Raw genomic sequence first — 22,308 nt, forward strand, 5'->3', positions numbered from 1 at the left:
TCTAATGAAGTGCCCTACATCACACGAACGGCGAGGTAAGCCATGACCGCAGGTGTCTGCCCATTCGGCCCGGGCTTTGATTTCACCGACCCCGACGTCCTCCTCGAGGGGATGCCGGTCACCCAGCTCGCGCAGCTGCGCAAGACCGCGCCGGTGTGGTGGAACGAGCAGCCCGCGGGTACGAACGTCTTCGACGACGGCGGCTACTGGGTGATCAGCAAGCACCGCGATATCAAGGCCATCTCCCGCGACAGCCACCTGTGGTCCACCAACGCCCAGGGCGTCATCATGCGGTTCCCTGAAGGCACCCCCAAAGAAGGCCTCGAGCTCACCAAGGCATTGCTGATCAATCACGACGCCCCCGAACACACCCGGCTGCGCAAGCTGGTGTCGCGACTGTTCACCCCGCGCTCGGTGGCCGCCCTGGAGGAAAAGCTAGCGGTCGCGGCCCGCGACATCGTGGCTGCCGCCGCCGAGAAGGGCTCCGGGAACTTCGTCGACGACATCGCGATGCCGTTGCCGCTCATGGCGATTGCCGACCTGATCGGGGTTCCCGAAGAGGACCGGCAGAAGCTGTTCCACTGGACCAACAGCATCATGAACAGCGAAGACCCCGACTTCGACAACGACCCGACGGTGTCGAACGCCGAATTGATGGGCTACGCCTACACGATGGCCGAGCAACGGCGGCAATGCCCGGCCGACGATATCGTCACCCGCCTCGTCCAGGCCGACTTGGAAGACGGGGGCGGCGAGGCCTTAACCGAGGTCGAGTTCGCGTTCTTCGTCATCCTGCTCGCGGTGGCCGGCAATGAGACGACCCGAAATGCCATGACGCACGGCATCAATGCGTTCTTCGACAACCCCGATCAATGGGAGCTGTTCACCCGTGAGCGCCCGGCGACCGCGGTCGACGAGATCATCCGCTGGGCCACGCCGATCCATTGCTTCCAGCGCACCGCGCTCACCGACGTGGAACTCGGTGGCGTGACGATCAGCAAGGGCCAGCGCGCCGGCCTGTTCTACAGTTCGGCCAACTACGACGAGGACGTGTTCGAGGACCCCTTCCGGTTCAACATCCTGCGCGACCCCAATCCGCATATGAGCTTCGGCGGCAATGGCGCCCACTTCTGCGTCGGGGCGAACCTGGCGCGCATGGAGATCAAGCTGATCTTCGACGAGATCGCCAACCAGATCCCCGACATCAGCAAGCTCGGGGAGCCCGAACGGCTGCGGTCGGGATTCGTCAACGGCGTCAAGGATCTGCCTGTCTCGTATCACTGAGGTCCGCTCGCCGATACGATGCCCGGTCATGGGCTATCCCGGCTATCCGCCTCCTCCCGGTTACCCGCCGTACCCGGGGTATCCCCCGCCTGCCGCGCCGCAACGGTCCACCACAGACGTGACGATCTCGATCATCGTCATGGTGGTCACGATCCTGATGGGCGCGGCGGCGGTGTTTCTCGGGATCTTCTCGCTGGCCTTCCTCGACTACTGCCCGCCGGCGACGTGCAGCGCAGAAGGCGCCGTCACGGCCGTGGTGACGGCGCTCGGCGTGGCCGCCGTGGTCGGCCTGGCCGGCATGATCGTGACCATCATCGCGCTCACCCGGCGCAAGCGCGCCTGGCCGTTCGCCGTGGGAACCCTTGGCTTGTGCATCCTCGTGCTGTTCTTCGGCGTGGTGGGCTACTCGGCGGCAGTGGGCGGCTGAGGTGCGCACCCACGGCTGGTCCGGATCGGCACCGGCCACCGATGACGAGGCCGTCGCGCGGATCCTGGCGGCCGCGAACAAGGCCATCGACACCCACGGCGCCGATCTGAGCATCGCCGACGTCGCACGCACCCTGGGCGTCACCCGCCAAACCGTGTACCGCTACTTCCCCAGCACCGACGCGCTGCTGCAGGCCGCGGCCATGCAGGCCACCACCGGATTCCTGGACCGGATCGCAGCATGCGTGGCCGGCATGACCGATCCGGCCGAGGCGGTGACCGAAGCGATTGCGACGGCGGTGGAGGCACTGCCCCAGGACAAGCACATGGGCCTGCTGCTGGGGCCCGAACGCGCGGGTGCGTTCAGCGCGGAGATCACCTCCGACATCGCACTGGCATTCGGTGTGTCGATGCTGGGCCGTTTCGACGTCGATTGGGCCGCAGCGGGATTCGGCGATGAGGATCTGACTGAACTGGCCGAGCATCTGCTCAGGACCATCCAGTCGTTCACCCTCGATCCCGGGCGCCCGCCTCGCCACGGCGCGCAGTTGCGGCGATACCTGCGCCGCTGGATCGGCGGGGCATTGACCCGCGGCGCGTCTACGGCTGCGGTAGTGGGGCGGAACTCGGCGTCGTCGCGTTGACGGTGGCCGGGTGCGACGGCGCCGACTCTGCGGGCCACATCAACACGGCGAAGATGACCGCCGCGGTGGCCACCAGCGGATAGGACATCCGGACCGTGGTGTCGACGAAGCCGACCCAGTTCGACACGCGCTGAACGACATTGGAACGCTTGGTGGGTGGCTCTTCCCAGAGGCTGAGCATGGTCGGGCAAGTCCACGAGTCATACGCCAGTGAAGTCATCCGCCACTCCTACCGTCACGAGACCGGATAGGTCTCCATTTCACTTTGGTAACAGTGGTCTACAGATGTCACATTTAGGACACGGCCCGATAAAGGTTTGCGATCTGGGCGTTTCCTTACCGTTGCCTTAACCGACGTGGTGTTATCTAACGTCGGTCTCAGTCCTCGAGATTCTTGCCGCTGTGCATCTTGACCGCGGCGTTGACGTTGGCCTTCTTGTTCTCGCCCTCGCCCTTTTCGGCGGCCTTGGCGCGCTTGGCAACGACGCGGCCCACCGCCCCGTCGAACTTCGAGCCCAGCGGGAAGCCGAGGTAGTGGGTCAAGAAGATCGCCATCTCCTTGAGTTCGTCGGCGGTGAGTTCGTCGTTGTGCAACGCGGCGTTGGACTGGATCTCGGCGAGATCGTCGATGCCCAGGGCGGCCACCGCGGTCAGCGTCATGATCCGCTTGTCGCGCATCGACAGACCCGGTCGCGTCCAGATACTTCCGAAGAGATGCTCAACGGTCAGGTCGAAGTACGGGTTGCCCTCGATATCGGGCATCTCCCAGCCGTAGACCTCGTTCATCTTCTCCAGGCCCTTGCGGCGCAATTCGTCCATCGTCACTCCTTCGGGTGGGGGACGCCGAGCCCGGCGGCCAGGTCTCGTAGCGCGGTCTCGGCCAGCGGCAGTTCCACGCCGGTGGCTTCGCCCAGGCCGAGGGCCAACTTCAGATCCTTCTCGGCCAGCCCGCGGGTGTGGATGAACATGTTGTAGATGAAGTGATCGGACTCCAGCGGTGCGGTGTCGTCGCGGACCATGATGGCGCCGGGCCCGCCGCTCTGGGCGTCGCTGTGCCGGACCACCCGGCCGAGCTTCTGCAGGTCGATCCCGGAAGCCTCGGCGAGCCTGGACGCCTCGCAGGCAGCGGCGAATCCGATGAAGGTCAGCATGTTGCGGGCCAGCTTCATCCGAGTGCCGGCTCCCGGCTCACCGGCGCGGACCACCAGTGAGGCCCACTGTTTGAAGACCGGCTTGACGAGTTCGTACGCGTCGTCGTCCGCGCCGACCATGACGGCCAGCTCACCCTTGTCGGCGGCCCCTGCCCCGCCGCTGACCGGAGCGTCGACGATGTGAATGCCCCTGGGCCGCAGCTGCTCAGCGAGCTCGGCAGCCGTATTCGGCTCGATCGTGGAGTGGATGGCGATGACGGTTCCAGGCTTGGCGTGCTCGGCAAGCTGGGCCACCACATCGCGCACCTGGTCGTCATTGAGCACGGTCACCTCGATGACGTCGGCCTTCCCGACGTCAGCGATGCTGTCGGCAAGCGTGGCCCCGAGTTCGGCCAGCGGCGTCATGGCCTCGGTCCGCACGTCGAAGACGATGAGCCCGCCCGGCCACCCGGCGAGCCGTTTGGCCATCGGTGCGCCCTGGTTTCCCAACCCGATGTAGCCGACCTTGAGGTCACTCACACTGCTCACGAGCGCCGCCCGATACTCTTCGCGCAAGCGCTCATCGGAAGATCTGTCCGCCGTCGACATTGAAGATCTGGCCGGTGATCCACTTGGCCTGATCGGACAGCAGGAACAGACACATGCCCACCAGGTCGTCGACTTCACCCATGCGCGACAACGGAATTCCCTTGACGATGTCGGCGACCATCTCCTGCGGCGTGGTGGTGCGGTTGGCCTCGGTGTTGATCGGGCCAGGCGCGATCGCGTTGATCCGGATGTTCTGGCCGCCGAGTTCGGTGGCCAGCTGCTGGGTGAGGCTGTTGACCCCGGCCTTGGCCAGCCCGTAGAAGTTCGAGTACAGCCATGCCGCCGTCGAGGACTGGTTGATGATCGCGCCGCCGCCGCGCTTGGCCATCTTGCGGTAGACCGCACGGGTGCACACCAGCGCGCCGTCGAGGTTCACGCTCATGAACTTCTTGTAGTAGTCCCAGTCGACGGTGATGAGGAAGTCCAGCTTCATCCCACCGAAGATCGCGGCATTGTTGACCAGGTAGTCGATGCCGCCGAACTCGGCCAGCGTCGCATCGGCCATCGCCTTGGCCGAGACCGGGTCACTGACATCGACAGGCAGGGCCAGCGCCGTACCGCCCTCGCCCTTGATGCCGTCGGCCACCTTCTGCGCGCCTTCGGTGTTGATGTCGGCGACCACAACGGCCGCACCCTCGCGGGCGAGCGCCTCGGCGTAGGCCTGGCCGATACCGCCGCCTGCTCCGGTGACGATGGCCACCTTCTGGTCGAACTGTCCCATGGTGTTCCTCTCTCGGTTCGAGTGGCCAATTGGCGCACGCATCAAGCGGATTCGCGTGCCACAAGTGGCCGGTCGGCGTAACTAGACCGCTGTGGCGATGACCTTCAGTTCGAGGTACTCCTCGAAACCGGCCAATCCCATCTCCCGGCCGACGCCGGACTGCTTGTAACCGCCGAATGGCGCGTCGGCGGAGTACCACACCCCGCCGTTGACGTTGACGGTGCCGACCCGCAGCCGGGCAGCAGCCGCCTGGGCACGCTCGGGGTCGGCGCTGAACACCGTTCCCGACAGGCCGAACGGCGAGTCGTTGGCGATCCGGATGGCGTCGTCGTCGCCGTCGTGAGCGATCACCGTCAGCACCGGCCCGAAGATCTCCTCGCGCGCCACCCGGGCATTGTTGTCCAGTCCGGCGATGACCGTGGGCTCGATGAAGAAGCCCCTGTCCCGGCCGGCAGGGCGGCCGCCACCACAGGCGAATCGGCCACCCTCTTGGATCGCCAGATCGAGGTAGGACTGCACCCGGTCGCGCTGTCGCTCGGAAATGACCGGGCCGCAGATGGTTCCGGGATCATTGGGATCGCCGGGAGCCAGGCCGGCCATGGTCGCGGCGGCGGCCTCGACGGCCTCGTCGTAGCGGGCCCGCGGGACGACCAGGCGGGTGGTGATCGCGCAGCCCTGCCCGGCGTGCATCGAGGCCGTGAATGCCGACATCGAGCACGCCCCGGCCAGATCGGCGTCGTCGAGTACCAGGAACGCCGACTTGCCGCCGAGTTCCAGGAACACCTTCTTGATGGTGGCCGCGCCGGCGGCCATCACGGCGCGGCCGGTGTTGGTGGATCCGGTGAACGACACCATGTCCACCCGCGGGTCGCTGGACAGCAGCGCGCCCACTGAGTGGTCGTTGGAGGTGACGATGTTGACCACGCCGGGCGGTATGTCGGTGTGCTCGGCGATCAGCTCACCGAGAACCGCTGCGCACCAGGGGGTATCGGGTGCGGGCTTGAGAACGATGGTGTTGCCCGCCGCCAGTGCGGGGCCCAGCTTGGCCAGGTTGATCTGGTGCGGGAAGTTCCACGGCGTGATCGCACCGACGACGCCAACGGCCTCACGGGCAATGGTGCGCTGGGTCTTGATGCCCATCGGGGCGGCGACCCCGAGATCCTGGCGCCATTCGTAGGCCTCGGCGGTATCGGCGCTGAACGACAGGTCCTCGACCGGGCCCTCCAACTGGGCCATCGAGGTCAGCATCCGCGGGGCGCCCACCTCGGCGATCGTCAGCTCACGTACCTGCTCGATGTTGGCCTTGAGCGCATCGCGCAACTGCCGGATGCCACGCACCCTCAGCTCGGTGTTGATCGACCAGTCGGTGGTGTCGAAGGCGCGGCGCGCGGCGTCGATGGCCCGGCTCATGTCCTCGGCGTCGGCGTCAGCGGCCGTGCCCAGCACCTCTTCGGTGGCCGGGTTGATGGTCGGATACCTGCCGTTGCCGCCCGCGACAAACTTCCCGTCGATGAAGAGATCGCTGCTGTTGTCGGCCGCTATCGCCATCCGCGACTCCCGCCTTTTCGTTGGACACATGTCCGAGATTTTGTCAGTCGAACCTTAGTCGCACACCCCGTCGCGGTGCAAGGTCCTTAGCGCCAAAGCCGATATGTGCACCGTGAACAGGTAGTTCATCCCCCGCGCTTGCGTATCCCCCGGCTGGACGGATATCTTGGACATGTGTCCAGCGATGCCGTGGTAGCCGTCACACCGGACGGTGCTGACGTTCCGCGCAATCGCCGCCAGGAAGAGACATTTCGCAAGGTGCTGCGCGCCGGCGTCGAGATGCTGCGGGAAACGTCCTACTCCGACCTGACCGTGCGTGCGGTCGCGGCGCGGGCCAAGGTCGCACCGGCAACCGCCTACACCTACTTCTCGTCGAAGAACCACCTGATCGCCGAGGTGTACCTCGACCTGGTCAAGCAGGCGCCGTACTTCACCGATGTCAATGACACCAGACTCAGCCGGGTCGAACAGGCGCTGCGCAGCCTGGCTCTGGTGATCGCCGACGAACCCGAGGTGGCGGTCGCGTGCACCACCGCCGTGCTGTCCAACGAAGCCGGGGTGCGCCCGGCGCGTGACCGTATCGGCGCCGAGATCCACAAACGGATCAAGTCCGCGCTCGGCCCGGACTCCGATCCGCGGATCGTCTCGGCGCTGGAGATGACGTACTACGGCGCGCTGGTGCACGCCGGCAGCGGCACCCTGACCTATCACCAAGTTGCCGACCGGATGTCGTATGTGGTCGGCTTGATTCTGGGAGACCACAACTGATGCCCGCTGCGACCGGAGAACGACCCGTCGAGCTGGTCCTCGACCCGTACGACTACGACTTCCACGAGGACCCGTATCCGTACTACAAGCGGCTGCGTGATGAGGCGCCGCTGTACCGCAACGACGAACGCAACTTCTGGGCACTGACTCGGCATGCCGACGTGCACAAAGCTTTTCGTGAGACAGCCGCGCTGTCGAACAAGCTCGGAGTGTCGCTGGACCCGATCTCGCGCACGCCCGAGGCGCACCGCACCATGTCGTTTCTGGCCATGGACGATCCCGCCCATCTGCGCCTGCGCACACTGGTGTCGAAAGGGTTCACACCGCGGCGCATCCGCGAGCTCGAGCCCCGGGTGCTGCAGCTGACCACCGAGCACCTCGACGCCGCCCTGGAGAACGAAAGCTTCGACTTCATCACCGAATTCGCCGGCAAGCTGCCGATGGACGTGATCTCGGAGCTGGTCGGCGTGCCCAAGGAGGACCGTCAGCACCTGCGCGCGCTGGCCGACGGCGTGATGCACCGCGACGACGGGGTGGCCGACGTCCCCCCCGCCGCGATCGAGGCCTCGATCAACCTGTTCGTCTACTACGCCGACATGGTGGCCCAGCGCCGCAAGAAGCCGCACGACGATCTGACGACCGCCCTGATCGAAGCCGAGATCGACGGCGACCGACTCACCGACGACGAGATCATGGCGTTCCTGTTCCTGATGGTCGTCGCCGGCAACGAGACGACCACCAAACTGCTTGGCAACGCCGCCTTCTGGGGCGCGAAGAATCCCGACCAGCTGGCAGGCGTCCACGCCGACCACTCGCGGGTTCCGCTGTGGGTCGAGGAGACACTGCGCTACGACACCTCTAGCCAGATCCTGGCCCGCACGGTTGTCAAGGACATCGAGTACTACGGCACCACACTGCATGACGGTGACGTGCTGCTGCTGGTGCCGGGTGCCGCCCATCGTGACGAGCGGGTGTTCGACGAGCCCGACGCCTTCCAGATCGGCCGCGACATCGGTTCCAAGCTGCTCAGTTTCGGGTCCGGCGCGCACTTCTGCCTCGGGGCGCATCTGGCCCGGATGGAGGCCCGGATGGCGCTGGAGGAGTTCTTCAAACGCATCCGCTCCTATGAGATCGACGAAGCCAACGCCGTCCGTGTCCACTCCAGCAACGTCCGCGGATTCGCGAACCTGCCCATCACCGTGAAGAAGGCCTGATGCCCCGTTTCGAACCGAACCCAGCCCGCCGGCCCGCGCTCGTCGCCGGTGCGTCGTCCGGCATCGGCGCGGCGACCGCGCTCGAGTTGGCCTCGCGTGGCTTCCCCGTCGCCCTCGGCGCCCGCCGCGTCGAGAAGTGCCAGGAGCTCGTCGAGCAGATCCGCTCGAATGGCGGTGAGGCCGTGGCGCTTCCGCTCGACGTCACCGATGCCGACTCTGTCAAGGGATTCGTCCACGGGGCCACCGAGGCACTCGGTGACATCGAACTGCTCGTGGCCGGCGCCGGTGACACCTACTTCGGCCGGCTCTACGAGATCAGCCCCGACGACTTCGACTCCCAGCTGCAGATCCACCTCGTCGGCGCCTTCCGGCTGGCGAACGCGGTGCTGCCCGGCATGATCGAGCGGCAGCGCGGTGACGTCATCTTCGTGGGTTCCGACGTGTCGCTGCGGCAGCGCCCGCACATGGGCGCCTACGGCGCGGCCAAGGCCGGCCTGGTGGCGATGGTCACCAACCTGCAGATGGAACTGGAGGGCACCGGCGTTCGCGCGTCGATCGTGCACCCCGGCCCGACCAAGACCTCGATGGGCTGGAGCCTTCCCGGCGAGCTGATCGGCCCGGCCTTGGAGGACTGGGCCAAGTGGGGCCAGGCCCGCCACGACTATTTCCTGCGCGCAGCCGATCTGGCCCGCGCGATCTCGTTCGTCGCCGAGACCCCGCGCGGCGGGTTCATCGTGTCCATCGAAGTGCAACCGGAGGCGCCGTTGTCCGACGCGCCCAAGGAACGTCAACAGCTGAAGTACTCGGAGGAATCGTGACCAGCAGCTCTCTTAAGGAAGTTCCCCGCGTTTCGGGTGGCGAGGAGGAACACGGCCATCTCGAGGAGTTCCGCACCGACCCGATCGGCCTGATGAAGCGGATCCGTGAGGAGTGCGGGGATGTCGGCTGGTTCCAGTTGGCCGGCAAGAAGGTCATCCTGCTGACCGGTGCCGAGGCCAACGAGTTCTTCTTCCGGTCCTCCGACGAGGATCTCGACCAGGCCGAGGCCTACCCGTTCATGACGCCGATCTTCGGTGAGGGCGTCGTGTTCGACGCCAGCCCCGAGCGGCGTGCGGAGATGCTGCACAACACCGCACTGCGCGGTGACCACATGAAGGGCCACGCCGTCACGATCGAGCGCGAAGTGCGCAAGATGATCGAAAACTGGGGCGACTCCGGCGAAATCGACCTGCTGGAGTTCTTCGCGGAGCTGACCATCTACACCTCCACGGCCTGCCTCATCGGCCCCAAGTTCCGCAACCAGCTGGACTCGCGCTTCGCCAACTACTACCACCTGCTCGAGCGAGGCACCGACCCGCTCTGCTACGTCGACCCGTACCTGGACATCGAGAGCTTCCGCATCCGCGACGAGGCCCGCGCGGGACTGGTCGAGCTGGTGCAGGGCGTGATGGACCAGCGGATCGCCAACCCGCCCAAGGACAAGAGCGACCGTGACCTGCTCGACGTCCTGGTGTCGATCAAGGACAGCGACGGCAACGCCCAGTTCACGGCGAACGAGATCACCGGCATGTTCATCTCGCTGATGTTCGCCGGGCACCACACCAGCTCGGGAACCTCGTCGTGGACGCTGATCGAGCTGCTGCGCCACCCCGAGGTGTACGGCCAGGTACAGCAGGAACTCGACGACCTCTACTCCGACGGTCAAGAGGTGAGTTTCCATGCGCTGCGCCAGATTCCCAAGCTGGAGAACGTGCTCAAGGAGACACTGCGGCTGCACCCCCCGCTGATCATCCTGATGCGGGTGGCCAAGGGCGAGTTCGAGGTCGAGGGCTATCCGATCCACCAGGGTGACCTGGTGGCGGCCTCACCGTCCATCTCGAACCGGATCCCGGAGGACTTTCCCGATCCGGACGGCTTCGACCCGACCCGCTACGACAAGCCGATGGAGGCCGACGTCCTGCACCGCTGGACGTGGATTCCATTCGGCGCCGGTAGGCACCGCTGTGTCGGTGCGGCATTCGCGCAGATGCAGATCAAGGCGATCTTCTCGGTCCTGTTGCGCGAGTACGAGTTCGAGATGGCGCAGGACGCGGACAGCTACCAGAACGATCACTCCAAGATGGTGGTCCAGCTGGCCCGCCCGGCCCGCGTCCGCTACCGCAAGCGCACCTCCTAGGAGTCAGACGATGGGCAGTTACCGCGTGGAACTCGATGAGGACCTGTGCCAGGGGCATGCGATGTGTGAGCTGGAAGCACCCGACTACTTCCGGGTGCCCAAGCGCGGCCCGGTCGAGATCCTCGACAACGAACCCCCCGACGAGGCACGCGCGCAGATCGAGCTTGCCGTCGAAATGTGTCCCACCCGTGCACTATCCATTCGAGAGAAGGACTGACAATGCCGTCATTGCCCCGTGAGGTGCTGGAAGATTTCATCGAGCGCTGGCTCGAGGCCAACCGCGTTGCCGAGGAAAAGGGCGACTGGACCGGCCTGGCTGACTTCTACACCGCCGACGCCACCTACGGCTGGAACATCGGCCCGAAGGAAGACGTGATGTGCGTCGGTCTCGACGAGATCCGCGACATCGCATTGGGTCTGGAGATGTTCGGCCTGGACGGCTGGAGTTATCCGTATCAGAAGGTGATCATCGACGACAAGATCGGCGAGGTCGTCGGCTTCTGGAAGCAGGTCGCCACAGACGCCGATGGCAACTCCTCGGAGATCTACGGCATCGGCGGAAGCTGGTTCCGGCTCGACGCCCAGGGCAAGATCGAATGGCAGCGCGACTTCTTCGACTTCGGCCACGTGCAGAAGCTGTATTTGAAGCTGATGCAGGACGGCAAGCTGTCCAAGGGAATGTCCGAGCGCATCGAGCGCAGCCTGGCCGGCGAGAAGCTCCCGGGCTATTACCCGATCGGCGAGGCTCCCGTCCCGATCTGGTAATTTTCTCGACACCTGTCAAGTATCCCGACCCGCGGTACACCGCGGGCGTGACACAGGTCATAATGGACCGCAGAACAGGAACACGTTCTAACTTGTCCTTGATTGACCATCCGGCCACGCCGGCATCCTCGGAATTCACCGGGATGGGTTTGCGAGTGGAGGTTCGCAGTGAAGACAAAAGGTGCACTCATCCGTGAGTTCAACCAGCCATGGGCGATCGAGGAAATCGAGATCGGTGACCCGGCTAAAGGCGAGGTCAAGATCCAGATGGAAGCCTCGGGCATGTGCCACTCCGATCACCATCTGGTGACCGGCGGCATCCCGATGTTCGGCTTCCCGGTGCTCGGCGGCCATGAGGGCGCCGGCGTCGTCGTCGAGGTCGGCGAGGGTGTCGAGGACGTCGCCGTGGGCGACCACGTCGTGCTGTCCTTCATCCCGTCCTGCGGCAAATGCCCGTCGTGTCAGGCCGGGCTGCGCAACCTGTGCGACCTGGGTGCGGGCCTGCTGGCCGGCACGGCCATCTCAGACGGCACCCACCGCATCCACACCGCCGACGGTCTGCCGGTCTTCCCGATGACGCTGCTGGGCACGTTCTCGCCCTACATGGTGGTGCACGAGTCCTCGGTGGTGAAGATCGATCCCTCGATCCCGTTCGAGGTGGCCTGCCTGGTGGGCTGCGGCGTCACCACGGGCTACGGTTCGGCCACCCACACCGCACAGATCAAGCCCGGCGAAGACGTCGCGGTCATCGGTGTCGGCGGCGTCGGCATGTCGGCGCTGCAGGGCGCGGTCGTCAGCGGTGCCCGCCACATCTTCGTCATCGACCCGGTGGAATGGAAGCGCGATCAGGCGCTGAAGTTCGGCGCCACCCACGTCTACCCCGACATCGAGTCGGCCATGGGCGGGATCGCCGACGTCACCCAGGGCTTCATGGCCAAGAAGGTGATCGTCACGGTCGGTGAGGTGCACGGCGCCGACGTCGACAACTACATGAACATCACCGCCAAGTCCGGCACCTGCGTGATGACGGCGATCGGCAGCATGCTCGACACCAACGTCACCCTGAACCTGGCGATGCTGACCCTGATGCAGAAGAACCTGCAGGGCACCATCTTCGGTGGCGGCAACCCGCACTACGACATCCCGCAGATCCTGTCGATGTACAAGGCGGGCAGGATCAACCTCGACGACATGGTGACCCGGCAGTACCGCCTGGAGCAGATCAACGAGGGCTACCAGGACATGCTGGAGGGCCGCAACATCCGCGGCGTCATCCGCTACACCGACGAAGATCGCTGATCCGAGTAGCCATGTCGCAGAAGACATCTGACGTTTCTCCGGCTCTGGCGGCATCCCAGGCCTCGTGGCGCTGCGTTCAGTCGCACGACCGCGAGGGCTGGCTGGCGCTGATGGCCCAGGACGTGGTGATCGAGGATCCGATCGGCCAGGCCATCACCAACCCCGATGGCCTGGGCGTTCGCGGCAAGGAGGCCGTCGCGGCGTTCTACGACGCCAACATCGCAGTGAACAACCTGCGGGTCACCTGCGAGGAGACGTTCCCGTCGAGTTCGCCGCAGGAGGTCGCGCACATCCTGGTGCTGCGCAGCCTGTTCGAGGGTGGTCTGACCAGCACGGTGCGCGGGGTGTTCACCTACCGCGTCAACGACGAGGGTCTGATCGCCAATATGCGCGGCTACTGGAACATGGACGGAATGCAGTTCGGTCAGGCCCCCGCTGACGGTGAGTGACGGGCCGCTAGCCGGCTTCGGTGTCGTCGTCGCCGGTGGGTCACGCGGGATCGGCGCCGCCATCTCGGCCAAGCTCGCCGAGTGCGGTGCCGGTGTCGTGGTCAACGGCCGCGACACCGACGCCGTGGCCACCACCGTGGCGGCCATCACCGAAGCCGGCGGCCGGGCCGTCGCCCACGCCGGATCCGCCTCGGACGGTTCGGTGGCCGAACATCTCATCGCCCTGTGCGAGAACGAGTTCGGCGCGATCGATGCTCTGGTGAACTGCGCGGGGACCGCGGAGCCACCGGGTTCGTCGATCCTCGACGTGACACCCGAGCAGTTCCGCGACCTCATCGATGTACACCTGGGCACTGTGTTCGCCACCTGCCGGGCCGCCGCGCCGAAGATGGTCGCACGCGGCCGCGGATCGATCGTGAACACCAGTTCGTTCGCGTTCCTCGGCGACTACGGCGGTACCGGCTACCCGGCGGGTAAGGGTGCGGTGAACGCCCTGACCGTGGCGATCGCCGCCGAGCTGGCCGAGCACGGCGTGCGCGCCAATGTGGTGTGCCCGGGAGCCAAGACCCGGCTGTCCACCGGAGCCGAGTACGAGGAGCAGATCGCCACCCTCCGCCGGCGCGGCATGCTCGACGAGGTCAGCGCACAAGGGGCACTCGACGCCGCACCGCCGGAGTATGTGGCACCGATGTACGCCTATCTGTGCAGCGATCTAGCGGCCGCGGTGACGGGTCAGATCTTCATCGCCGCAGGCGGTTTCGTCGGCCGGTTCGACCGGCCGTCACCGAGCCTGCTGGGCTACCGCGACCACCACGACTCGCCGCCATGGTCGCTCGACGAGATCGCCGCGATGCTCACCTGACCTAGCGGGTCAGGTCATAGATCTCCACGCGCCCCACCCGCATCGGGGTGAAATTGCGCTGAACCCATTGCTGGATCAGGGCATTGGTGTCGAGGTGACCCCATTTGTCCTCGTGGATCGGGTTGGTGATGATGAAGTAGTGGATCCGCTTGGACAGCGCCAACCGGAGGAACTGATCCGGTGCCGGGGCCGGGTCGGTGCCGTTGAATCCGCCGATCGGCATGACCGGGTGCCCGGTGGACAGCTGATAGCCTGCGGCACAGGTTGATCCGACGGTGGCCGCGACCCAGGTGTAGGCCTCGGCGTGCGCGTTGAGGAGTCCGACGATCTGCGGATCGGGCACACCGGAATCCAGCAGCGAGCAGCCCACCAGATGAGTGGTGGTGTGCCCCGGAACCCCGGCGGGCAGCAGAAAGCCGGGTCCCTTGGCGGCGGTGATCTCGGCACGCGCAGCAGGGCCGACACCCTTGGTCATCGCGGTCACGAAATGCGGCACCGGCCCGGCGATCGGCAGGGCACCGGAGTTGCCGTGCGCGACCGTCGTGACGCTGAAGGCGACGGGGCCGCCAAGGGCGACCACGGCGGCCAGTGCCGGCATCACGTATCGCAGCACCGGCCGGCCGGTGCCCCGGGCGCCGCCCGCCAACCAGCACACCACGGCGACACCACCGGCGAGGATCAGCCACCGCAGCCACGGAAGATAATCGGGGTACCCGGCGAGTGTCACGTACGCCGTGAGTGCGTTCAGTCCGGCGACGACTGCCAATGTGACTGCAGCCCAGCGCCTCTGACGGTTCTGCCAGCACACCGACGTGCCGATGCCGACGATCGCTGCGATCGACGGGGCCAGCGCCACGGTGTAGTACGGATGGAAGATTCCGGCCATGAAACTGAACACCGTCGCGGTGGTCACCATCCACAGCGTCCACACCAGGACCTCGGCGCGGGCAAGGTCGCGGCGGGGTGCACGGGCCCGCCAGATCAGCATCGCTGCCGCGAGAACAAGGGCGGCGGGCAGCAGCCATCCGATACCGCCGATCTGGGCCTGCTCGAAGAGCCGGCCGATGCCCGGCTGGCCCCACGGATGGGCCGCGGTTCGCCCGCCGAGGTGGATCGGCGAGCTCACGCCGAGCGCCCGGACGCTGCCGGGCTCGTCGCCGTTGAGGCGACCGATACCGTTGTAGCCCAACGTCAGTTCGAGGATGGAGTTGTGCTGCGTGCCACCGATCCACGGCCGGTCACCGGCTGGCCACAGCTCCACCAACAGCACCCACCACCCCGCCGCAACGACGGCCGCTCCCAGCGCGGCAACCAGGTGTCCGACCCGGATCAGCAGCGACCGCGGCCCGGCGCCCAGGTAGCCGATTGCCAACGCCGGCAACACCAGCGCGACTTCGAGTTGCTTGGTGAGATACCCCAGACCCACGCACCCGCCGCACAGCAGCAGCCAGCGCAACCGGCCGTCGTCGAGCGCACGCAGCATCGCCCATACGGCGGTGAGCATCAGCAGGACGAGCAGCGCGTCAGGGTTGTTGAAGCGGAAGATCGAGACGGCCACGGGCGTGAGCGCCAGCACCAGACCGGCCGTCAGCCCGGCTGTCTCACCGAAGCGGCGGCGGACCGCATCCCACAGCAGCGCCACCGACGCGACACCCATCAACGCCTGCGGAACCAGGATGCTCCACGAGTTGAGCCCGAACGCGCGTACGGCCAGCGAAGGCAGCCACAGCGACAACGGTGGCTTGTCGACGGTGATCGAGTTCGCGGCATCCGACGACCCGAACAGAAAGGCCTTCCACGACACCGAACCGGCCTGCACTGCAGCCGAATAGAACGCATTGGCCCAACCGGAGCGGTCCAGGTCCCACACATAGAGCACCGCGGTACCCGCCAGCAACAGCACCAGCGCCCACCGCTGCCAGGGCACCCGGGCACGCTCGACGGGCTCCTCGGCGTCCGTCAGGTGTGCCGGCTCGGCGGTGACGGTCACCGGGACCGCCCGAACACCTGACGCAAAGCCAGGAACCGGGCGACGGTCGCGATGAGGTTGGCGACCACGAGCACCGACAGTTCGACGACCTTGTCCACGGTGGGGTCGAACCGATGCAGTAGGTATAGCGAGCCACTGGTGATCGCCAGCCCGAATCCGAACACCAGCAGCCCGTGCAGATGATGGCGGGCGGCACCGGCCCGGCCCCGGATGCCGAAGGTGAAGGCCCGGTTGGCGGCGGTGTTGACCAGGGCCGTCAGCAGCAGCGCCGTGAGGTTGGCGGCTTGGGCCTTGAGCTCTTCGTGCAGCGAAAGATACAGCAGCGCATAGGCGATGGTGCTGGCGATGCCGATCAGTCCGAACCGCAGCAGCTGGCCGACCATGCCTCGGGGCACCCCGGGCACCAGGGGTTCGCGGCCCAGCGCATGCTGCAGCTCGCGCAGCGGCAGCGCACCGCAGGCCAACGCACGCCCGACCCGCCAACAGCCGCGGAGGTCTTCGACCGCCGTGCCCACGATGTCCACCCGGGAGTCCGCATCGTCCACCCAGTCGACGGGCACCTCGTGGATGCGCAGCCCGGCGCGCTCGGCGATCACCAGCAGTTCGGTGTCGAAGAACCAGCCGGTGTCGACCACCAGCGGCAGCAGCCGGCGCGCGACCTCGGAGCGCATGGCTTTGAACCCGCACTGGGCGTCGGAGAACCGGGCGCCCAAAGCCCCGCGGAGCAGCAAGTTGTATCCGCGGGAGATGAATTCGCGTTTGATGCCGCGCACCACCCGTGACGAAGCCGCCAGCCGCGAGCCGATCGCGATGTCGGAGTGGCCGGAGACCAGCGGTGCCACCAACGGCATCAGTGCCGACAGATCCGTTGACAGGTCGACGTCCATGTACGCCACCACATCGGCTGGCGAGGACTGCCACGCCGCCGCCAGCGCACCACCGCGTCCTTTGGCGTCCAGGTGCAGCACGGCGACATCGGCAAGCTCGGCGGCCAGTCGATGCGCCACCGCCAGGGTGGAGTCGGTACTTGCGTTGTCCGCGATGAGAATTCGCGCCCGGTAGGGCACCTGGGCGGCCAGGTAGTCGTGCAACCGGTGCACGCATGCCGGCAGATCGTGTTCCTCGTTGTAGACGGGGATGACGATATCGAGGACGTAGTGGACGGATTCGCCCCCTGCGGGGCGGTTTTGAGCAGTCGTCAACTCACCCGGCAGGGTGTCGGTCATGTCGACGATGCTGTCGCCCCCAGCTGCCACCACACTGGGCCCCATCTGAGGACTTGCTGTGAGCCAGCCGTGCGCTCCCCGGCAGACACCTCGGTGCTCTCTCCTATGCTGGGCGCCATGGCGTCGGTCTTCAGCATGATCATCAACCGCGAACTGCCCGGACGTTTCGTCTACGAGGACGACGACGTCGTCGCCTTCCTGACGATCGAACCGATGACCCACGGGCACACCCTGGTGGTGCCGCGCGCCGAGGTCGACCAGTGGCAGGACCTCGAACCGGCCGTATTCAACTCGGTGATGGCGGTGTCGCAGAAGATCGGCAAGGCCGTGTGCTCAGCCTTCGGAGCGCAGCGCGCCGGGCTGATCATCGCCGGCCTGGAAGTGCCGCACCTGCACGTGCACGTGTTCCCCGCCCGTGACCTCGCCGACTTCGGGTTCGCCCACGTCGACCGCAATCCGTCGCCGGAGTCGCTGGACGAGGCGCAGGCCAGGATCAAGGCGGCACTCGCCGAACTGGGTTAGCTCCTCACCCGATCGGTGCGGGTACGTCGGCGATACGCGGCAGACTCACCCGGAAGCAACAACCCTGGCCGGGGGCGGTGGTCACGGTGACCCGGCCGCCGTGGGCGTACACCAGCGAGTCGACGATCGACAGGCCCAGCCCGGTGCCACCGCTGGCCCGGGCGCGCGATGAGTCGGTGCGGTAGAACCGCTCGAAGACCCGCTGAGCGTCCTCCTGCGTCATACCGGGGCCCTCGTCGGCGACCTCGAGCACCGCATCGTCGTCGGCGGTACCGACCCGCACGGTGATCCGCGCCGACTCGGGAGTGTGCTGCAGGGCGTTGGCCATCAGGTTGCCCAGAACCTGGCGCAGCCGGGCCTCGTCGCCGAGCACCTCCGGTATGCCGGGGCCGTCGAAGACCTCCATCGTGATGGTGCGCTTTGGGGCGATGGACTGCGCGTCGTGCACGGCGTCGCTGGCCAGTGCCAGCAGATCGACGCGGCGGCGTTCCAGCGGCCGCTGGGCATCCAGGCGTGCCAGCAGCAACAGATCGTCGACGAGCAGACCCATCCGGCGGGATTCACTTTCGATCCGCGACATCAGCATCTCGACGTCCTTGGCCGCGCCCTGGCGGTACAGCTCGGCAAAGCCACGGATCGTGGTCAGCGGTGTGCGCAACTCGTGACTGGCGTCGGTGATGAACCGCCGCATCCGTTCCTCGGACATGCGTGCGTGGTCGGCCGAGGCCGCCGAGGACGCCATCGCGCTCTGGATCTGAGCCAGCATGCCGTTGAGCGCCAACGACAGCCGGCCAACTTCGGTTCGCGGATCCCGTTCTGGCACACGGCGATCCAGCTCTCCGGCGGCGATCGCCGCGGCAGTACGCTCGACCTCCACCAGCGGACGCAGGCTGCGGTGCACCACCCAGTAGCCCACCACGCCGAGAATCACCAGCACAGCCGTGCCGATGGCGACCTGTGACCAGGCCAGCGAACGGACGGTGGACTGCACGTCGGACAGGTCGATCGCGACGGTGGTCAGCTCGCCGCTGGGCCCGCGAACGGACACCGCGCGCCACTGCACTGCCGAGCCGTCCAGCGAGCCGATGGTCACCGGAACGGGCCCGACGTTGTTGTCGTCGGGCAGTGCGGGTTCGGCGTCACGGTCGTTGACGGCCATCCACACGTTGCCGTCGGCGTCGACGCCGCGGACGTAGAAGTTCGACGGCGGGCGAGCCGGGTTGGGGCCTTCGTCGGGGGGCGGCATGTTGCGCCGCGGGGCCTGTGCCCAGCCGCGGGAGGCGTCGATCAGCGTCTGGTCGGCGCGGTCGATGAGGTCGTGACGCAACGTGGAGGTGACCGCGACGCCGGAGGCCAACAATCCGAGGCCGACCAACAGCAGCATCGCCGCGACCAGGCTGACCCTCAGTGGCAGCGCTCGGCGATAGGCGGACGGCATCGTCGTATTGTCGGCGCGCGGTAGCGCGCTGCGCCGGATTATCGCGGCTCCCGCAGGACGTATCCCACGCCACGCAGCGTGTGCAGCAGCCGCTTGTCGCCGGTGTCGATCTTGCGGCGCAGGTAGGACACGTAAGACTCGACGACGTTGACGTCGCCACCGAAGTCGTAGCGCCAGACGTGGTCGAGAATCTTCGGCTTGCTCAACACGGTGCCGGCGTTGATGACGAAGTAGCGCAGCAAGGTGAACTCGGTCGGCGACAGCGAGACGGGTTCGCCGGCCTTCCACACCTCGTGGGTGTCCTCGTCGAGTTCGATGTCGGCGAACACCAGCCGGGAGTTTCGCGGCTCCTCCACACCCTTGCCTGCCCGGCGCAGGATGACCCGCAACCGGGCGACGACCTCTTCGAGGCTGAAGGGCTTGGTGACGTAATCGTCGCCGCCGAGGGTGAGCCCGGCGATCTTGTCCTGCAGGCTGTCGCGTGCAGTGAGAAACAGCGCCGGTGCGTCGATGCCGTCGGCCCGCAGTCGCCGCAGCACACCGAAGCCGTCCATGCCGGGCATCATCACGTCGAGGATCACCGCGTCGGGGCGGACCTCTCGCGCGCGGTCCAGCGCGGCGGGCCCGCTGGAGGCGGTGTGGACCTCGAAGCCCTGGAACTTCAGGCTCACCGAGAGCAGTTCGACGATGTTCGTCTCGTCGTCGACTACGAGGACTCGTGCCTCGGGCTTGCTGTCAGGTAATGCGGGAGCGGCCATGCTGTCAATTTCCTCCTACGATGATGAATTCAAGCTGCCAGGGCACTGTGAGCTTCCTGTGAGTCGTGTCGCGGGCACTTCCGCGATACCGCCGGTAACGCCATCCGGACGCCCATACACTTGCCTGATGGACCTGGCGAAGGCGCTGGTTGGGATGGCTACCACTCCGGTTCGGGTCGGCCTGGCCGCCGCGGAGGCCGGGCTGGACGTCGCCAGGGCCGGCCTTGACCTCACCAGACGCACTCTGGGCGAGGCGGGCATGCCGGCCTCCCCGAACTCGGTGGCCCAGATGTTCGGGCTCGAGGACGCGGTGTCCCGCGCCAACAAGATCGCGCAGCTGCTCGATGACGACGCTCCCCTGGGTCGCGCCCTGGCACCCGACGGTCCGTTAGACCGGCTGATGCGCCCGGGCGGGCTGATCGACCGGATCACGGCCCCGGACGGTGTCCTGGACCGGTTGACCGCCGAGGGCGGTGGCCTCGAGCGGGCGCTGGCGCCCGGCGGCCTGGTGGACCAGCTTCTCGACGAGGACGGCCTGTTCGAGCGGGTGCTGGGCGAGGAGGGGTTGGCCGACCGGCTGCTGGCCGAGGACGGGCTCATCGACAAGCTGACCGCCCGCAACGGGCCGCTGGAGCAGCTGGCCGACGTCGCCGACACCCTCAACCGGCTGACCCCCGGACTGGAGGCGCTGGCGCCGACCATCGAGACGCTGCGCGAGGCGGTGACCACGCTGAGCCTGGTGGTCAACCCGTTGAGCAACATCGCCGATCGGATCCCGATCCCGGGTCGCCGGCGCTATAGCCCGCCGCGCCCGGTGTCCTCAGAACGCGTCCGCAGCGACCGCTTGGTCCACGACGACGACGAGTCGTGACCCGATAGTCTGTTAGGCGGCGCGGGGCCAACTGGGCCCGCCACGCCTCCTTAGCTCAGTGGTAGAGCAACGCTCTTGTAAAGCGTAGGTCGTCAGTTCAATCCTGACAGGGGGCTCCGACCTCCAGCAGTTTCCGGCCGTCAAGTGTGCGGACCGCACGGCCGAGCTTCTCCAGAAGCGGCAGCGATTTGTACACACCACCGTTGAGGCCGTCGCGGTGACTGGTGCACAGCGCCAGTGCGGCCTCGGCCATCGCCTCAACCGGTTCGAGCACGCCTTCCGCGGCTACGGCGTCGCGCGCGATCGTCGCCTTGACCCCTTCGGTGAGCACAGCCTTGCGCGGCGCCAGCGCATTGACCACGATCGAGTCCGCGTAATACTCCGACGCAAGCCCCTCGCTGAGGCGATTCAGTGCCGCCTTCGAGGGTCCGTAGGCAGTGCCCTGCAGGTGATAGATCGGATCGGGCGGGGGTGTCGTCGGGATATCCCCGGACAGCGAGGTGAGGTTCAGGATGGTGCCCCCGCCCCGCTCCTGCATCGCCGGAATCACCCTCTGACAGAGGTCGAATGGGGCGACGAAGTTGATCGTCATGATCAGCCCCAGCCGTTTCTCGGAGATGGTGGTGAACGGGGCGAACAGCGACGTGGCCGCGTTGTTGACCAGGACGTCGACGGGCCCCAGCTCGGCAACGACACGTTCGTGCATCTCGGCCCGCGACTCCGGGGAGGTGAGGTCCACCCGATAGGCCGCCGCGCGTCCGCCGGCCGCCTCGATCTGAGCGACCGTCTGCGCAAGTGTGCCCCCCACATCGCCCTGCGCGGGCTCGTCCAGACTGCGCGCGGCGACGGCGACGGTGGCGCCCTCGGCGGCGAACCTCCTGGCGATGGCGGCCCCGATCCCCCGGCTCGCACCGGTCACCAGGGCCACCTTGCCCGAAAGCGGTTGTGCCGGCACTACCTCTCCAGTGGCTTCTGGGTGATGTAGCGGCCCGCGGCGACCGGTGGCGGCCACAGCGTCGACGGCAGATCCGCGTAGTTGTAGCGGCCCGGCATGTCCATCATGGGGATACCGATCCGGTCCAGGAACGGCTTGGGTGCCTTGCCGGACTTGGCGACCGCGATGAAGGTATGGGCGGTCGACCCGAGATCGAACCAGTCGCGCTGCCACTCGATGCGGATCTTGCCGTCCGTCTTGTCGCGGGCCACGCCGAACCAACTGCCGCCGATGCCGCGGATCTCGTACTCCTTGCCGTCCTCGTCGGGGACACCGGACATCTGCCGCCAGAAGCCGACGATCATGGCGTTCTCCTCGTCCATCACGGTCGCCATGTAGTCGTAATGCCAGCCGTCCAGGCCCGACATCTCGGTCCCGAGCGCCCATTTTCGGATCTCGTCACGACCGATGGCCATGAAGTGTTCGTCGGGGGTGAACATCCAGCCGTAGGTGGCGTCTTCGAGGTAGAGGTCAGCCATGCCGCCCCAGTCACCGGCCCGCTCGGCTTCCCGGTTGGCCTCCAGCCACTCCGCCCAGAAACCCTTGATCTCGGCCCGGGTGAACGTCTCGCTCATCATCTTCCTTTCATCTGCGGAAACTGTTGATATTCAGTT

General features: G+C 66.7%; 25 protein-coding genes and 1 tRNA gene. 15 read left to right on the forward strand and 11 right to left on the reverse strand.

Going from position 1 to position 22,308, the window contains the following annotated elements:
- The first annotated feature begins 42 nt into the window (after positions 1 to 42).
- From OG976_RS10050 to OG976_RS10060, 3 genes are read left to right on the forward strand one after another with little or no spacing between them, the layout of a single operon-like run.
- The gene (locus tag OG976_RS10050) at positions 43 to 1,284 is read left to right on the forward strand and encodes a cytochrome P450 (protein ID WP_328361299.1); all 1,242 of its coding nucleotides are present in this window, start codon (positions 43 to 45) and stop codon (positions 1,282 to 1,284) included.
- 28 nt (positions 1,285 to 1,312) lie between these two features.
- On the forward strand, positions 1,313 to 1,711 hold the full coding sequence (locus OG976_RS10055) for a hypothetical protein (RefSeq protein ID WP_328361302.1): 399 nt from the start codon (positions 1,313 to 1,315) through the stop codon (positions 1,709 to 1,711).
- A 1-nt stretch (position 1,712) separates the two neighbouring features.
- Positions 1,713 to 2,354, forward strand: a complete 642-nt coding sequence (locus OG976_RS10060; protein ID WP_328361305.1) for a TetR/AcrR family transcriptional regulator — start codon at positions 1,713 to 1,715, stop codon at positions 2,352 to 2,354.
- Here OG976_RS10060 and OG976_RS10065 read toward each other — a convergent pair.
- The 5 genes from OG976_RS10065 to OG976_RS10085 all read right to left on the reverse strand — a co-directional run bounded on the left by OG976_RS10065 (position 2,311) and on the right by OG976_RS10085 (position 6,362).
- Positions 2,311 to 2,574, reverse strand: a complete 264-nt coding sequence (locus OG976_RS10065; RefSeq protein WP_328361308.1) for a hypothetical protein — start codon at positions 2,572 to 2,574, stop codon at positions 2,311 to 2,313. The two genes, OG976_RS10060 and OG976_RS10065, sit on opposite strands and share 44 nt — an antisense overlap.
- 158 nt (positions 2,575 to 2,732) lie before the next feature.
- Positions 2,733 to 3,173, reverse strand: coding sequence for a carboxymuconolactone decarboxylase family protein (locus OG976_RS10070; protein WP_328361311.1), 441 nt, complete (start codon positions 3,171 to 3,173; stop codon positions 2,733 to 2,735).
- Positions 3,174 to 3,175: 2 nt separating this feature from the next.
- On the reverse strand, positions 3,176 to 4,024 hold the full coding sequence (locus OG976_RS10075; protein WP_328363363.1) for an NAD(P)-dependent oxidoreductase: 849 nt from the start codon (positions 4,022 to 4,024) through the stop codon (positions 3,176 to 3,178).
- A 40-nt stretch (positions 4,025 to 4,064) separates the two neighbouring features.
- Positions 4,065 to 4,814: an SDR family oxidoreductase gene (locus OG976_RS10080; protein WP_328361314.1), complete on the reverse strand. Its 750-nt coding sequence runs from the start codon at positions 4,812 to 4,814 to the stop codon at positions 4,065 to 4,067.
- A gap of 81 nt (positions 4,815 to 4,895) precedes the next feature.
- On the reverse strand, positions 4,896 to 6,362 hold the full coding sequence (locus tag OG976_RS10085) for an aldehyde dehydrogenase (protein WP_328361317.1): 1,467 nt from the start codon (positions 6,360 to 6,362) through the stop codon (positions 4,896 to 4,898).
- A 174-nt stretch (positions 6,363 to 6,536) separates the two neighbouring features.
- On the opposite strand from OG976_RS10085, the gene OG976_RS10090 reads away from it, so the two are divergent.
- From OG976_RS10090 to OG976_RS10130, 9 genes are all read left to right on the forward strand, one after another.
- The gene (locus OG976_RS10090) at positions 6,537 to 7,130 is read left to right on the forward strand and encodes a TetR family transcriptional regulator (RefSeq protein WP_328361320.1); all 594 of its coding nucleotides are present in this window, start codon (positions 6,537 to 6,539) and stop codon (positions 7,128 to 7,130) included.
- Positions 7,130 to 8,344, forward strand: coding sequence for a cytochrome P450 (locus OG976_RS10095; RefSeq protein WP_328361323.1), 1,215 nt, complete (start codon positions 7,130 to 7,132; stop codon positions 8,342 to 8,344). Before OG976_RS10090 ends, OG976_RS10095 begins: the two co-directional genes overlap by 1 nt.
- Positions 8,344 to 9,162 (forward strand): SDR family oxidoreductase, encoded by an 819-nt coding sequence (locus tag OG976_RS10100; RefSeq protein ID WP_328361326.1) that lies wholly within the window; start codon positions 8,344 to 8,346, stop codon positions 9,160 to 9,162. The genes OG976_RS10095 and OG976_RS10100 overlap by 1 nt, the downstream gene beginning before the upstream one ends.
- Complete coding sequence (locus OG976_RS10105) at positions 9,159 to 10,520, forward strand: cytochrome P450 (RefSeq protein ID WP_328361329.1); 1,362 nt, start codon at positions 9,159 to 9,161, stop codon at positions 10,518 to 10,520. The genes OG976_RS10100 and OG976_RS10105 overlap by 4 nt, the downstream gene beginning before the upstream one ends.
- A gap of 10 nt (positions 10,521 to 10,530) precedes the next feature.
- Complete coding sequence (locus OG976_RS10110; protein WP_167097472.1) at positions 10,531 to 10,737, forward strand: ferredoxin; 207 nt, start codon at positions 10,531 to 10,533, stop codon at positions 10,735 to 10,737.
- 2 nt (positions 10,738 to 10,739) lie between these two features.
- On the forward strand, positions 10,740 to 11,285 hold the full coding sequence (locus OG976_RS10115; RefSeq protein ID WP_328361334.1) for a nuclear transport factor 2 family protein: 546 nt from the start codon (positions 10,740 to 10,742) through the stop codon (positions 11,283 to 11,285).
- A gap of 168 nt (positions 11,286 to 11,453) precedes the next feature.
- Positions 11,454 to 12,584, forward strand: a complete 1,131-nt coding sequence (locus OG976_RS10120) for an NDMA-dependent alcohol dehydrogenase (protein WP_328361336.1) — start codon at positions 11,454 to 11,456, stop codon at positions 12,582 to 12,584.
- An 11-nt stretch (positions 12,585 to 12,595) separates the two neighbouring features.
- On the forward strand, positions 12,596 to 13,033 hold the full coding sequence (locus tag OG976_RS10125) for a nuclear transport factor 2 family protein (protein ID WP_328361339.1): 438 nt from the start codon (positions 12,596 to 12,598) through the stop codon (positions 13,031 to 13,033).
- The gene (locus OG976_RS10130; RefSeq protein ID WP_328361342.1) at positions 13,026 to 13,895 is read left to right on the forward strand and encodes an SDR family NAD(P)-dependent oxidoreductase; all 870 of its coding nucleotides are present in this window, start codon (positions 13,026 to 13,028) and stop codon (positions 13,893 to 13,895) included. The genes OG976_RS10125 and OG976_RS10130 overlap by 8 nt, the downstream gene beginning before the upstream one ends.
- Position 13,896: 1 nt before the next feature.
- Here OG976_RS10130 and OG976_RS10135 read toward each other — a convergent pair whose 3' ends face one another.
- Both OG976_RS10135 and OG976_RS10140 read right to left on the reverse strand, forming a co-directional pair.
- Positions 13,897 to 15,885 (reverse strand): glycosyltransferase family 39 protein, encoded by a 1,989-nt coding sequence (locus OG976_RS10135; RefSeq protein WP_328361345.1) that lies wholly within the window; start codon positions 15,883 to 15,885, stop codon positions 13,897 to 13,899.
- Entirely contained in the window at positions 15,882 to 17,111 is a 1,230-nt protein-coding gene (locus OG976_RS10140; protein WP_328361348.1) for a glycosyltransferase, read from the reverse strand. The genes OG976_RS10135 and OG976_RS10140 overlap by 4 nt, the downstream gene beginning before the upstream one ends.
- 117 nt (positions 17,112 to 17,228) lie before the next feature.
- Between OG976_RS10140 and OG976_RS10145 the strand changes: the two genes are divergently transcribed.
- Positions 17,229 to 17,633 (forward strand): HIT family protein, encoded by a 405-nt coding sequence (locus OG976_RS10145; protein ID WP_328361351.1) that lies wholly within the window; start codon positions 17,229 to 17,231, stop codon positions 17,631 to 17,633.
- A gap of 4 nt (positions 17,634 to 17,637) precedes the next feature.
- Here OG976_RS10145 and OG976_RS10150 read toward each other — a convergent pair whose 3' ends face one another.
- Positions 17,638 to 19,071 (reverse strand): sensor histidine kinase, encoded by a 1,434-nt coding sequence (locus OG976_RS10150; RefSeq protein ID WP_328361354.1) that lies wholly within the window; start codon positions 19,069 to 19,071, stop codon positions 17,638 to 17,640.
- Positions 19,072 to 19,109: 38 nt separating this feature from the next.
- On the reverse strand, positions 19,110 to 19,829 hold the full coding sequence (locus OG976_RS10155; protein WP_328361357.1) for a response regulator transcription factor: 720 nt from the start codon (positions 19,827 to 19,829) through the stop codon (positions 19,110 to 19,112).
- Positions 19,830 to 19,956: 127 nt separating this feature from the next.
- On the opposite strand from OG976_RS10155, the gene OG976_RS10160 reads away from it, so the two are divergent.
- Both OG976_RS10160 and OG976_RS10165 read left to right on the forward strand, forming a co-directional pair.
- Positions 19,957 to 20,700, forward strand: coding sequence for a hypothetical protein (locus OG976_RS10160; RefSeq protein ID WP_328361360.1), 744 nt, complete (start codon positions 19,957 to 19,959; stop codon positions 20,698 to 20,700).
- A gap of 44 nt (positions 20,701 to 20,744) precedes the next feature.
- Positions 20,745 to 20,816 (forward strand) — tRNA-Thr (locus OG976_RS10165).
- On the opposite strand, the gene OG976_RS10170 is transcribed toward OG976_RS10165, so the two are convergent.
- On the reverse strand, positions 20,798 to 21,619 hold the full coding sequence (locus tag OG976_RS10170; RefSeq protein WP_328361363.1) for an SDR family NAD(P)-dependent oxidoreductase: 822 nt from the start codon (positions 21,617 to 21,619) through the stop codon (positions 20,798 to 20,800). The genes OG976_RS10165 and OG976_RS10170 overlap by 19 nt on opposite strands.
- A 35-nt stretch (positions 21,620 to 21,654) precedes the next feature.
- Positions 21,655 to 22,269: a nuclear transport factor 2 family protein gene (locus OG976_RS10175; protein ID WP_328361366.1), complete on the reverse strand. Its 615-nt coding sequence runs from the start codon at positions 22,267 to 22,269 to the stop codon at positions 21,655 to 21,657.
- Positions 22,270 to 22,308 lie beyond the last annotated feature (39 nt).

It is taken from the genome of Mycobacterium sp. NBC_00419 (assembly GCF_036023875.1).
Classification (GTDB): domain Bacteria; phylum Actinomycetota; class Actinomycetes; order Mycobacteriales; family Mycobacteriaceae; genus Mycobacterium.